Raw genomic sequence first — 13,117 nt, forward strand, 5'->3', positions numbered from 1 at the left:
CGTGTTGTTTAACTCAGTTTTTGTATCTGTGATCTGAGTCGTTAACTGATCTTTAGTGTCATTTAACTTGTTGTTGGTGTCCGTGATTTGGTTACCCAAGTCTTTCTTCGCATCGTCCAACTTAGTATTGGTATCAGTAATCTTGCCATCTAAACCATCTTTAACTTTGGTTAACTGGTCAACATTGACTGCATCTTTACCATTCACACCATCTGCAACATTGCTGATAACTTTGTCACCCGCATTGATGCCATCTTTGGTAATGCTTGGGCCATCTTTAATGATCACACCCTTGTCGTTTAATACCGTGTCACCAGTGGTAATGCTGTCAAACTTCGCATCTTTCAACAATTCAACTTTGATACCATCTGCTGTGCTACGGGTAATCACGTTTTCACCGCTGGTTTTGTCTTCTGCAGTCGCTGCATCAGCACCACCAACGATATTTAACTTCCCACCCAACTTACGATGTACATCTGCACCTGCATTACCTGCAAAGTTCAAGCCTTTGTTTTCCAACTCAGTCTTGGTGTTGTCAATCTTGGTATTGAATTCTGTTTTGGTGTTGTTGATTTGATTGCCTAAATCTGTTTTGGCATCATTCAAATTGTTATTGGTATCTGCAATCTGGTTGCCTAAATCAGTTTTGGTATCATCAATTTTTTGATTTAAGTTAGTAATATTTTGCGTGTTTTGATTCACACGAGTATCAACGTTCTTCAGCTGACGTACAGTTACTGCATCTGAATCAGCAGAGCCATCTTCAACATTAGTAATACGGCGTTCTTTTCCATCAGAGCCAACAGAAATAACACCATTCGATTTCGATGCATCGCGATTGGTAAGGAATGAATCACCTGTCGCTGCAGTTGCAATCGCATCTTGACCCAATGCCACACTGTTTTCAGCTTCAACGCGGCTGCGGGCACCCAAAGCCACACCACCAACAACCATTGATTGTGCGCCTTGACCAACTGCTACAGCATTTTCCTGATCAGCCAATGCACCACCGCCAATTGCAGCAGAATTTTTACCTGTCGCTTTAGCACCGCCACCAATCGCAGCAGCATTTTCATTGGTCGCTTCAGCACCTTTACCCACTGCCGCAGCGCTATCACCAGTCGCTTTGGCATTACTACCAATTGCAGCAGCACCATTACCTGTTGCCGTTGCGCCTTCACCAGGCTTATTACCCGAACCAATTGCAGTTGAGTTTGTGCCAGATGCAAGTGAGTTAATACCCATTGCTGATGCGCCATCTCCTGTTGCTTGTGCAACAGCACCAAATGCAGAAGCACCTTTACCTGCAGCATTTGACATCACACCAAATGCAGATGAAGCATCACCAGTTGCCTTTGAGGTCATACCAAATGCAGATGAAAATGCACCAGTACCAACTGCCTGAGTACCAACTGCTGTGGAACCATGGTTCGCTTCAGTTGTCGGATAACGACCCGCTTTTAGCACACCACCAGTGATATCAGTATAAATTTTGCTCAGTTCAGCATCTTGTGCAATTTTATCAACATCATCACCACCAATTGCAACTGACGAGTTACCGCGTGCAATTACATCTGCACCAATCGCAACTGACTGGTCACCAATCGCTTTGGTTTGATCACCAATTGCAATCGATTGATTACTATCTACACCATCCACACCTTTCGTCGCAGAACCCCGTCCAATCGCAATATCACCACGACCTACAGTATTTGAACCCGAACCCATTGCAATAGAGCCTGATCCTGTGGCTTTAGCACTGCTACCCAGAGCCATCGCCTCACGTGCATTGGTACTTGCATTCACTCCTACTGCTATAGAGTTAAGTCCTTTAGCACCGTCATTTTCATAGTTGCCGCCCTGTGTACCATTATCATTTACACTGACATAATGGGTACGTGCGGCTTTTAATTGACCAACAGTTGCAGCATCAGAATCTACAGCACCATCAGCAACGTTTTGAATACGGCGTTCAGCACCAACATCACCGACAGATAGAACACCTGTTGGTGCCGCTTTTTTGGTTAAGAAACTTTCACCCGTTGCTTGTGTTGCTTTTGAATCTTTACCAAGAGCAATACTGTTTTCAGCTTCTGAACGTGCGCCTTTACCAACGGCTACACCGCCATCAAAAGTTGTTTCTGCTTGGTCACCAATAACAACGGCATTATCTTTTTTAGCTTTTGCGCCAGTACCAATCGCAACTGATTTTGCACCAGTCGATTCAGAGAATGCTCCAATAGCCAAAGAGTTTTCTTGAGTTGCAACCGCACCACCACCAAATGCAATCGAGTCTTTACCTGTTGCCTTAGTTGCCATTTTTGATTGATATTCAGCACCTGCTTGGCCAGCGACAGAACCTGCATTTTCAATATCTGGTGAACCAATCGCAATTGCACGATAACCTTCTGCTGTTGCAGAATGACCAATGGCCAAAGACCCTTTACCTGTTGCAGCCGCCACGTTACCAAGTGCTTGTGCATAATCTGCTGTTGCTGCTGATTGACGACCAATCGCCAGAGAAGTATTTCCTTTTGACAATGCTGCAGTACCGATTGCAATACCTGCAATATCAGTCGTCGTCGCATAAGAACCAATTGCTGTGCCAAAATTATTTTGAGTTGTAGCACCTGTTCCTAAACTAATAGAACCACCCTGTTTCTGTGCTCCAGCAAATGCACCTGTTGAATTGTTATAAGGGTTTTGACGATTCGCAATATTGGAGACACCCGTACCTTGCGTTTTTGCACCACAACCAATTGCGATATCTCGGTTACCGGAGGTGTTTGCTTCCCCTTCTGAACATCGATTTCCAGAAATGGAAGTCCCTGCTCCCCCTCCACTCTCAGTTCCGTTTGCAGCAAACGCAGCAGGAGAAAAACTAATTGCCCCAACTAAAACTGCAGCAGATAAATTGAGAACTTTTGATTTGGTTTTTGTTTTGCTTTTTGCGAGTTCTGATGTTGCAACCCATGCGCCAATCGATGCATTCCAAACCACTTTATATACTTTATTCATAAAAATTCTCAGATAATTACTACAGTTATTGATGGTCTAAAAATGCCAATGAGCATTTTTAGTTCGGTGCTAAAAAAAGAGTCGCGGATGCTAATAAAACCAAGGAAATTGGTAAAGTATTAATAAACATTTTTATCCATAAAGTGAGATATATTTCTCATATTCACAAAATAAACAATTAACTAAATATTTGATTAAAATAATAAAAATAATTATTTGTTTCATTTTGTTTTTATTGTGTTTTATTTTATAAAGAACATGAAAAATAGAGTAATTACTCTTTAATGTATTAATAAATAATATTCAATACCTCAAATACCCATTAATTATTGGAATAAATAATTAAAATCATATTTATTAGAATAAATACAGATTGATATATAAGTTGTTAATTTTACTTAAAAGTATAAAAAGTTTTGATTTTAGAATTCAGACAATAAATCAGGTATGATTGCCTTTACCTCAAAACAGTTTTTTTAAACCTTATGAGCCAGACATTAAACGCATTAAGAAAACAACTCCGTTTAAAAAGAAGACAACTCTCTCATTACGAACAGAAGAAAGCTGAACAACGTGTTTTGGTTCAACTTAGACAATTTACTCGATTTAAATCCGCATCAAAAATTGGACTTTATTTACATGCCTTTGGTGAAGTACATACCGATCAACTGTTAAAGATTTGTTTTCGGCAAAACAAGCAGGTTTATTTACCTATGATTTGTAATATGAATCAAAATTTGGTTTGGGTCAGAGTAAGCTCACGACAATATTTAAATAAACGTTTCTCTCATCATCCACTTGGCATGAAAGAACCGATGGCAAGTCGTGGCCAACATGTTTCACATTTGGATTTACTTATCATGCCTTTATTGGCTTGTGATCAGTTTGGAACACGTATTGGCATGGGCGGCGGCTATTATGATCGAACCTTGGCATCAGCCAAATATCGTCCTTATCGTCTTGGTCTTGCTCACACATTTCAATATGTTGACACCCCGCTAGTAAGGCAGAAATGGGACCAACCATTAAATGCCTTACTTTGCCCTAAAAAGTTTTATTATTTCATGCCTTAGCATGCTTTTTTTCTTATTTCCGCAATGAATCTTGAGTAATTTAGTCTTTTTTTTATATTTTCTAATCCTACCCCCTTGTATTTTTTCAAATGCACATCACTATAAAAAACATGGCAACACCGTTGTCACTCATTAGGAGTGCCCATGTCTGAATATATCTTAAACAATGAAACTAGCTTAGAGCCACAGGTTCCAAGTGTATTACCACTATTAGCGTTACGTGATGTTGTGGTGTATCCACACATGCAAATCGCGCTATTCGTGGGTCGTGAAAAATCGATCAATGCAGTGGATGTGGCTCGTAACAGTGACAATTTAGTATTTGTAGTTGCGCAAAAAGATTCGCTCACAGAAGAAATTGATCACGATAATCTTTATCAATATGGAACCGTGGCTAAGATCGTACAAGTAGTCAATCATGAAAATGATGAAAACTGCATTAAAGTACTTATTGAAGGTCTACATCGTTCTAAGTTAGAACGCATTATTGACGGAGAAGAATACTTAACAGCTGAACATCATTTAAGCCCAATGACATTACCTTTGGACGAAGAGACCCAAGAGACTCGCTTAAATGAATTACGTACCCTATTCGCTCAATATGCAGAAGCGAAACTACGTAATGCACGTGAACTCGTTGCAGCAGCAAACAAAATCGAAGACTTATTGCAATTGATGTTCTTCGTTGCAACTCGTGTACCTTTAAATATTGAAGTGAAACAAAAATTTTTAGAGCACGACGAGTTTGAAGATCACTTACAAGAGTTAATGAGCTATTTGATGAATCAATCTGCTGAACAGCAAATTGAGCAAACGCTGCATGACAGTGTAAAACGCCAAATGGAAAAGAACCAACGTGAATACTTTCTAAATGAAAAAATGAAGGTCATTCAACGTGAACTTTCCGATATGAATGGCGGTGCGGAAGATGACGTTGCAGAAATTGAAAAACGTCTTGCGGAAGCAGATTTACCTGAGCACGTACGTAAAAAAGCTGAAGCTGAGTTTCGTAAGCTGAAAGCGATGCAACCTGCTTCAAGCGAAGCTGCTGTTGTTCGCAACTATCTAGAAGTTATTTTAGATACGCCTTGGAATAAAGCCAGCAAGGTCAGTATTAACCTTGCGAAAGCACAGGAAATTCTTGATACAGATCATTACGGCTTAGATGACGTAAAAGACCGTATTGTTGAATACTTGGCAGTTCAGTCTCGTGTTAAAAAACTCAAAGGTCCGATCCTATGTTTGGTTGGTCCTCCAGGTGTTGGTAAGACTTCACTCGGTGAATCAGTTGCAAAAGCAACAGGTCGTGAGTTTGTCCGTATGGCACTCGGTGGTGTACGTGATGAAGCCGAGATTCGTGGTCACCGTCGTACTTATATTGGTGCGATGCCAGGTAAGATCGTGCAGTCATTGACGAAAGTCGGTGTCAAGAACCCATTGTTCTTACTCGATGAAATCGACAAGATGGCACAAGATTACCGTGGTGATCCTGCTTCAGCGTTGCTTGAAGTACTTGATCCATCACAAAACAGCAAGTTCAATGACCATTATTTAGATCTTGACCTTGACCTTTCAGAAGTGATGTTCATCTGTACTGCAAACAGTATGAATATTCCTGAGGCCTTGCTGGATCGTATGGAAGTCATTCGTCTTCCGGGTTATACCGAAGATGAAAAAGTGAATATTGCTGAACGTTACCTTGTTCCGAAAGCAATCAAGAACAATGGTTTACGTACAAAAGAATTGACTGTTCACGAAGAGGCAATCCGCGACATCGTACAACGTTATACACGTGAAGCGGGTGTTCGTAGTTTAGAGCGTGAAGTGTCTAAAATTGCCCGTAAAGTCGTGAAAGAAGCGGTGAGCAAGAAGTCTAAAAACTTACAGATTGACGTGACTTCAGCCAATCTTCCTGAATACTTAGGTCCACATAAGTTTGACTTCGGTATTGCAGAAGATGAAGCACAAGTGGGTCGTGTTAATGGCTTGGCTTGGACCTCTGTCGGTGGTGAATTACTTACCATTGAAGTTGCAGCAGTCAAAGGTAAAGGTAAATTCATTACTACTGGTTCACTTGGTGATGTAATGAAGGAATCAATTACCGCTGCGATGACTGTAGTACGTACGCGTGCTGATGAATTGGGAATTGAAGCATCACGTTTTGAAGAAACAGATGTGCATGTTCACTTGCCTGAAGGCGCAACGCCAAAAGATGGTCCATCTGCTGGTTTAGCCCTGACCACTGCCCTTGTGTCGGCATTTACAGGTATTCCGATTCGTCCAGATATCGCGATGACAGGTGAAACCAGTTTAGGTGGTCGCGCGATGCGTATTGGTGGCTTAAAAGAGAAACTTCTGGCGGCTCACCGTGGTGGAATCAAACTGGTGTTTATTCCACAAGATAACGTCCGTGATTTGGCTGAAATTCCTGACAATGTCAAAGAAGGATTAGAAATCAAAGCAGTGAAAAGCATTGATGAAATTCTACCTTTAGCACTGACAGATACACCAAAGCCTTTGCCAAAGACACCGATTGTAAAACCAGTCGAAGAAGCAAAAGCAGCACGTCACTAATCAGTAAATGATTGGAAATAAAAGAGAGCTTCGGCTCTCTTTTTTTGTTACACAATATGGTTGAAAAATAACCAACATGCGGCATAATAAAATAGAGTCGATAAAAACAAAGGCTAAATTTGACTCATGAACTCATTTTAGCGCCATCCGAACTCCAGACGGATGGCACTTTGATCGCAGCTCATACGCGTTTTGAGCTGCGTTTTTTATGACTATGCTACAACTACTTTTTGTATTTTTTATGACTAGATAAACCATACTTACCTGCATGTAACAAAGAACAGCGTTTATAATAGGGCTCATTTCCTCAAGCACACACGCCTATGAAAATCCGCATTCTCACCATTGGTCAAAAAATGCCTGCTTGGGTGTTAACTGGATTTGAAGACTATTTCAAACGTATCCAGCCCTTTGTACAAACGCAGGTGATTGAGCTTCCAATGGCAAAACGCGGCAAAAATGACTCTGAGGCAGATATTTTGAAATACTGTCAAATTGAAGGTGAAAGTATTCTAAATGCACTCAAATCTAATGAAACCTTGATTGCTTTAGAAGTAAATGGGCGTGAGCTGAGTACGGAAAAATTAGCTGATACGATGAAACAATGGATGCTTGAAGGCAATGATATTGCGATTGCAATTGGTGGTCCTGATGGACATTCCGATGCTGTTCGTAAAGCTGCTGCTTGGCATTGGTCATTGTCAAAACTGACTATGCCGCACCCAATGGTACGTATTCTGCTGATTGAGCAACTTTATCGTGCCATGAGTATTAATCATAACCACCCGTACCATCGTGCTTAAAACTGTTCTAATTTTAGAACAACATGTTGAAATTTAAGGGCTATCACTGCAGTACTGAATTTGTCAGCATAATGGTGTATTCCCTTTCAGGTGTTTATTTATGGATCTGCAAACTTTACCCGGATTATTTATTTCTCATGGTTCGCCCATGCTGGCACTTGATCCAGAGCAAGTGGGTCCTGCACTGCATCGTCTGGGCAGTAACTTGCCGAAACCACAGGCCATAGTGGTGATGTCAGCGCACTGGGAAAGCCAAGCCTTAGAAGTCAACACTTCAACACGCCCAGAAACGTGGCATGACTTCCGTGGTTTTCCGCCTGAATTATATGACATTCGCTACCCTGCGGCAGGCGCACCAAAACTGGCAGAAGAAATCCTCTCGCGCTTTGCAACAGCCGGCATTTCTGCACATGCCAATAGTACCCGTCCACGCGATCATGGCGTCTGGATGCCGCTTTTGCACATGTATCCAGATGCAGATATCCCTGTGATTGAGATTTCACTCCCCCTTTATATGAGTGCTGACGACATTTACCATGTTGGAGAAGTACTCTCACCGTTACGAGAGCAACAAATTCTGTTGATCGGTTCAGGCAGTATTACTCACAATCTGGCTGAATTGTCATGGCATGCTGATGCCGATGTACCCGCATGGGCCAGTACTTTCCGTAATACAGTGGTCAGTAAACTCAGTCATCAAGATTACGATGCGGTACTAGATTGGCCATCTTTGCCTTATATTGAGCGTAATCACCCGAGCCTTGAGCACCTTGCGCCACTATTCTTTGCAATGGGTACAGGTCATCGTTTCAATATTGTACATAGCAGCTTCTCGATGGGCTCGTTGGGTATGGATATTTATCGTTTTGACTAAATAACCAACTACATCACATAATTATAAAATAGGCTTGAACCAAATAATGGCAAGCCTATAAATCTTCTATATTTTTCCAAAATTTTACAAATAGAAACATTTAACGAACTTAATTCCTAAACGGTTACCATGTTCTCTTTTTAAGAATACTTTAAGCTTATGTCTGTTATTTACTTATCGTTGTTTTGAATATGAAAATCAAATATTTAGTTCTTGCATTACTTCCGCTTTCTTTAATGGCGTGCCAAACTGTGCAAAATGTGACTGATAATGTAATTTCTCAAATTAATACAACTGCTGCAAAAAACCTAACTGAATATAATTGGACTTACCAAGGTTCTAAAGCATCTAAACCTTTAGTGTTATCTTTTAACGCTGACCAAAAACTTGCAATCCAAACGGGCTGTAACAACCAAGGCGGTACTTGGGCTGTTGAAGGCAACAAGATTGTAACTTCCCCGCTTGTATCAACAATGATGGCTTGTGCTGATGATTTAATGCAGCAAGAGCGCTTATCTGCTGACATCTTCAGCGAGAAAAAAGTACCATTTGAAATCAGCACAGTAAATGGTCAAGCCATCTTGACTGTGACGGATAGTAAAGGTCAAAAACATGTATTTACAGGTGCAAAAGTGACGAATAGTAACGTGTTAACCAACTATACTTGGTCATATCAACCTGCTGATACCAAACGTCCAATCGTATTAAGCTTCTTAGCCAATGATCGCTTATCTGTAGATACAGGTTGTAACCGCTTAAATACATCATGGAAAATTGAAAATGGTTTAATCGCTACAGGGGATGGTGCATCAACTATGATGGCATGTGAACCAGCATTGATGGCACAAGAAAAATTCGCAGGTGATCTTCTACAAAAACGTCAAATCGCGTTTGAAGTAAATGCAACCAACCCAGAGCAACCAACATTGGTAATCGCGGATGCTAAAGGTCAAAAATATACTTTCGTTGGTAAAATGACCCCAGAAGCGAAATACCAGTCTGAAGGTAAAACAGTTTTCTTGGAAATTTCACCAGAAACTAAGTCTTGCACAGGCGTGGCACCACAAACTTGTATGCAAGTTCGTGAAATCAAATATGATGACAAAGGTTTAAAAACTTACGCAGATAAAAACTGGTCATTGTACTACGGTCAAATCGAAGGTTTTGAACACAACCCACAACAACGTGTGATTGTACGTGTTAAACGTTTTGACATTAAAAACCCTGCTGCTGACCAATCAAGCATTGCAGACGTACTCGATATGGTTGTTGAGCAAGAGATTGTGAAAAAACCATAATTTCATTTAGAAATAAAAAATCCGATGCTTTGTCATCGGATTTTTTATGGAAATTCCCTCTTTATAAAAAAGAGATTTCGTACGATTTTTAATAAATGCCCTGCGCTAAAATTGCATCAGCAACTTTTACAAAACCTGCAATATTCGCCCCATCAACATAGTTAATTGAGCCATCATCCTGAGTCCCGTATTTGACACAGTTACGATGAATCTCTTTCATAATCGCATGTAAACGCTCATCAACCTGTTCAAATGACCAACCCAAGCGATTGGCATTCTGCGACATTTCCAAACCTGAAGTTGCTACCCCACCTGCATTCGATGCTTTACCTGGTGCATACAGGATTTTCGCTGCAATAAATTTTTCAACCGCTTCAAGTGTAGATGGCATATTCGCGCCTTCTGCTACGCAAATCACGCCATTCGACAATAACGTTACTGCATCTTCAGCATTCAGCTCATTTTGTGTTGCACAAGGTAGAGCAATATCGACTGGGATATGCCACGGCGTTTTGCCTTCGAAATATTCAAAACCATGCTTTGATGCAAATTCTGACATCCGACCACGTTGAACATTTTTCAATTCCATCACTTCATCGAGCAAAGCCTTAGTGAAGCCATTCTTTAAATAGACCGTACCATTTGAATCAGACAAAGTCACAACTTTAGCGCCTAAGAACATCGCTTTTTCTGCGGCATATTGCGCCACATTGCCTGAACCTGAAATCGATACGGTTTTATTGGAAAAACTATCGCCACGAGTTTTCAGCATTTCCTCTGCAAAATACACTGTGCCATAGCCTGTTGCTTCAGGGCGAGCCAATGAACCGCCAAATGAAATCCCTTTACCTGTAAATACGCAAGATGTGTCGTTACTTAACTTTTTCATCATGCCTGTCATATAGCCAACTTCTCGACCACCCACCCCAATATCCCCAGCAGGAATATCGGTATTTGAGCCTAGATGACGGTATAGCTCCAGCATCAAAGCTTGGCAGAAGCGCATGATTTCTGCTTCAGATTTACCTTTAGGGTCAAAATCCGAACCGCCTTTACCACCGCCCATTGGCAGAGTAGTTAGCGCATTTTTAAAGGTTTGCTCAAAGCCTAAAAACTTTAAAATGGACAAATTCACAGAAGGATGGAAACGCATTCCCCCTTTGTATGGACCAATTGCAGAGTTGTATTGAACGCGGAAACCACGATTGACATGGGTCTGACCTTGGTCATCCATCCACGATACACGGAATTGAATCGCTCGCTCAGGTTCAACCAGTCTTTCTAGCAAGCCATATTGAGCATATTTCGGATTTTTCTCAATGAATGGCCACAAGCTGGTCATCACTTCTTCGACCGCTTGCAAAAATTCAGGTTGATATGGATCTCTAGCTTTAACATAATCCAGAAAGTCATTTAAGCTATTGTATTTCAACATTCACCCCCGAGCTTGTGATTTATCTTGGTGCTAAAAATGCACCAAAATAGAGTTTTCATCTATTAAATACAGATTACTATTTCATCACAATATTATTTTTAAGCTTAACTATTTTTATTAATTAAAATCATTTACTTATGTTAATAAATATTCATTATTTATATAATAAATGAAGGTCAAAAATGTAGAAAAAGTCACATTCCAACAGGAAAGCAGATTTATCTGAAAACTTAATTGCACTAAAAAACATCAATAAAAGCACTATTTCTAAGCATAACCTATTTTCAACGCTACGGATATTTTTCGATTGCTTCGCCGCGATAAATCATTATTTGCTATACTAAGCTCCCTGTTTTTTTGCTTCATCTTCGATACATGTCCCCAACTGCACAACATGCGCTTATTGTCCAAATTGACCAACTGTTACCACAAACACAATGTGGTTTATGCGGGCATCGTGATGGCTGCTTACCTTATGCAAAATCGATTGCAGAGGGTGAGGAAGCCAATAAATGTGTGCCTGGTGGACAACCTGTTGCAGATGCACTGGCAGCCTTGTTAGAACGCCCGCAACTCAAAGCTGAACCCAGCGTTTGGGATATTCAACTGGATGGTCGACCACAACGGATCAAAGCTGTGATTCGTGAAGATGAATGTATTGGCTGTACCAAATGTATTAGTGCCTGCCCTGTCGATGCGATTATTGGTAGTGGAAAATTAATGCACAGTATTTTGACTGACCTGTGTACGGGTTGTGAGTTATGCATTCCACCTTGTCCAGTCGACTGCATTGATTTGGTTGAAGATACCCAACCTTTACCCACCACAACGCAACGTACGGCTGAACAGGATGATTTAAGACATCGTTATTACGCGCATATCCAACGTGAAGAAAAACGTCGCTTGAGCCGTAAAGGGCCGATTGTACGTGCTGAAATTGATGTGGAGTTTTTCGCCCAATTTTCTCAGGCGCTCAATAATGTTCCAGTGATAACCTTGGTAGATAAGCCGAAAGAAAACACCACACTCGATGCAAAAACAACAATCGAACTTGCGAAAGTACGGACCCAGATTAAAAAACTCGAAAAACAACTCAGTGTTCGTGCTGATGAATCAAAGCAAGCTCAATTGATTGCTTTACAACAACGTCTAACTGAGTTGCAGGAGGTCTAAATGCCCGTAAAAAATATGACTAAAAAGCAGATTCAGACTTTTTTTGAACGTTTACGTGAACAGAGACCGAATCCTCAGACCGAGCTGAACTACTCCTCTCCTTTTGAGCTATTGATCGCTGTATTGCTGTCTGCTCAAGCAACTGATGTCAGTGTCAACAAAGCCACGGATAAACTGTATCCTGTTGCCAATACCGCTCAAGCCATTTTAGACCTCGGAATTGATGGTTTAAAATCATATATCAAGACCATTGGCTTATATAATTCTAAAGCTGAAAACGTGATTAAAACCTGCCGAATTTTGGTGGATCAATATCAAGGACAAATTCCAGAAACACGTAAAGAACTGGAAGCCCTCCCCGGTGTAGGACGTAAAACAGCGAATGTGGTACTGAATACTGCTTTTGGTCAGCCGACCATGGCCGTTGATACGCACATTTTTCGTGTCGGTAACCGCACTGGTTTAGCTGTTGGAAAAAATGTTTTAGAAGTGGAAGATCGCTTGATTAAAGTGATTCCGAAAGAATTTATTATTGATGCCCATCACTGGCTGATCTTGCATGGGCGTTATTGTTGTATTGCACGTAAACCAAAATGTGGTGAATGTATCGTTGCAGATGTCTGTAACTGGCCAGATCGGTTTGAATTTGGTGCAAGCAAACCAATCGCAATAAAAAACCTCAGTTAATCCTGAGGTTTTTTTTGCTGTTGCAGCTTTGGATGTAATTGGCGAGCTTTACCATTTTTTCTATTTTCCAAAGCTTGTTGCTGTTGCACATGACGCAGCATTTTCTGACTTTGGTACAAAAGAAATAACAGTAAAACGATGCTGAAAATGACCACTAAAATCAAAACAACTTTTAGCATGAG

The 13,117-nt window shown here is 40.8% G+C and carries 10 protein-coding genes; 7 read left to right on the forward strand and 3 right to left on the reverse strand.

Translation table 11 applies throughout. The annotated features are described in order from the left end of the window. Nucleotides 1-3,018, reverse strand: a 3,018-nt coding sequence (locus A7P54_RS18975; RefSeq protein ID WP_289846860.1) for an ESPR-type extended signal peptide-containing protein, incomplete at its 3' end; no start/stop codon positions are given. A gap of 485 nt (nucleotides 3,019-3,503) precedes the next feature. On the opposite strand from A7P54_RS18975, the gene A7P54_RS07645 reads away from it, so the two are divergent. The 5 genes from A7P54_RS07645 (at nucleotide 3,504) to A7P54_RS07665 (ending at nucleotide 9,640) form a co-directional block, all read left to right on the forward strand. Beyond that, the gene (locus tag A7P54_RS07645; protein ID WP_171549219.1) at nucleotides 3,504-4,091 is read left to right on the forward strand and encodes a 5-formyltetrahydrofolate cyclo-ligase; all 588 of its coding nucleotides are present in this window, start codon (nucleotides 3,504-3,506) and stop codon (nucleotides 4,089-4,091) included. A 144-nt stretch (nucleotides 4,092-4,235) separates the two neighbouring features. Beyond that, the gene (lon, locus tag A7P54_RS07650) at nucleotides 4,236-6,665 is read left to right on the forward strand and encodes an endopeptidase La (protein WP_005269993.1); all 2,430 of its coding nucleotides are present in this window, start codon (nucleotides 4,236-4,238) and stop codon (nucleotides 6,663-6,665) included. Nucleotides 6,666-6,988: 323 nt separating this feature from the next. Next, entirely contained in the window at nucleotides 6,989-7,468 is a 480-nt protein-coding gene (gene rlmH, locus A7P54_RS07655) for a 23S rRNA (pseudouridine(1915)-N(3))-methyltransferase RlmH (RefSeq protein WP_004801239.1), read from the forward strand. A gap of 100 nt (nucleotides 7,469-7,568) precedes the next feature. After that, nucleotides 7,569-8,342 (forward strand): class III extradiol ring-cleavage dioxygenase, encoded by a 774-nt coding sequence (locus A7P54_RS07660; RefSeq protein ID WP_005202340.1) that lies wholly within the window; start codon nucleotides 7,569-7,571, stop codon nucleotides 8,340-8,342. A 191-nt stretch (nucleotides 8,343-8,533) separates the two neighbouring features. Further along, entirely contained in the window at nucleotides 8,534-9,640 is a 1,107-nt protein-coding gene (locus A7P54_RS07665; RefSeq protein WP_004801243.1) for an META and DUF4377 domain-containing protein, read from the forward strand. Between the two features lie 88 nt (nucleotides 9,641-9,728). Here the strand turns inward: A7P54_RS07665 and gdhA are convergent, their stop codons facing one another. Continuing rightward, complete coding sequence (gene gdhA / locus A7P54_RS07670) at nucleotides 9,729-11,075, reverse strand: NADP-specific glutamate dehydrogenase (RefSeq protein WP_171549220.1); 1,347 nt, start codon at nucleotides 11,073-11,075, stop codon at nucleotides 9,729-9,731. A 357-nt stretch (nucleotides 11,076-11,432) separates the two neighbouring features. Between gdhA and A7P54_RS07675 the strand changes: the two genes are divergently transcribed. Together A7P54_RS07675 and nth are read left to right on the forward strand one after the other, a co-directional pair. Beyond that, entirely contained in the window at nucleotides 11,433-12,248 is an 816-nt protein-coding gene (locus tag A7P54_RS07675) for an RnfABCDGE type electron transport complex subunit B (RefSeq protein WP_289846861.1), read from the forward strand. Further along, complete coding sequence (gene nth, locus A7P54_RS07680; protein WP_004801248.1) at nucleotides 12,249-12,935, forward strand: endonuclease III; 687 nt, start codon at nucleotides 12,249-12,251, stop codon at nucleotides 12,933-12,935. It begins immediately after the preceding gene. Here the strand turns inward: nth and A7P54_RS07685 are convergent. Further along, nucleotides 12,932-13,114 carry a hypothetical protein gene (locus A7P54_RS07685; RefSeq protein ID WP_004801249.1) on the reverse strand — a complete coding sequence of 61 codons (183 nt, stop codon included), beginning with the start codon at nucleotides 13,112-13,114 and terminating at the stop codon, nucleotides 12,932-12,934. The two genes, nth and A7P54_RS07685, sit on opposite strands and share 4 nt — an antisense overlap. Nucleotides 13,115-13,117 lie beyond the last annotated feature (3 nt).

Source organism: Acinetobacter sp. Ac_3412 (assembly GCF_013072675.1).
Classification (GTDB): domain Bacteria; phylum Pseudomonadota; class Gammaproteobacteria; order Pseudomonadales; family Moraxellaceae; genus Acinetobacter; species Acinetobacter higginsii.

Excerpts from the sequence above, each read along its gene's own strand:
- lon (WP_005269993.1), top strand. The coding sequence starts at position 4,236 with ATGTCTGAATATATCTTAAACAATGAAACTAGCTTAGAGCCACAGGTT.
- A7P54_RS07685 (WP_004801249.1), bottom strand. The coding sequence starts at position 13,114 with ATGCTAAAAGTTGTTTTGATTTTAGTGGTCATTTTCAGCATCGTTTTA.
- A7P54_RS07660 (WP_005202340.1), top strand. The coding sequence starts at position 7,569 with ATGGATCTGCAAACTTTACCCGGATTATTTATTTCTCATGGTTCGCCC.
- A7P54_RS07665 (WP_004801243.1), top strand. The coding sequence starts at position 8,534 with ATGAAAATCAAATATTTAGTTCTTGCATTACTTCCGCTTTCTTTAATG.
- gdhA (WP_171549220.1), bottom strand. The coding sequence starts at position 11,075 with ATGTTGAAATACAATAGCTTAAATGACTTTCTGGATTATGTTAAAGCT.
- rlmH (WP_004801239.1), top strand. The coding sequence starts at position 6,989 with ATGAAAATCCGCATTCTCACCATTGGTCAAAAAATGCCTGCTTGGGTG.
- A7P54_RS07645 (WP_171549219.1), top strand. The coding sequence starts at position 3,504 with ATGAGCCAGACATTAAACGCATTAAGAAAACAACTCCGTTTAAAAAGA.
- nth (WP_004801248.1), top strand. The coding sequence starts at position 12,249 with ATGCCCGTAAAAAATATGACTAAAAAGCAGATTCAGACTTTTTTTGAA.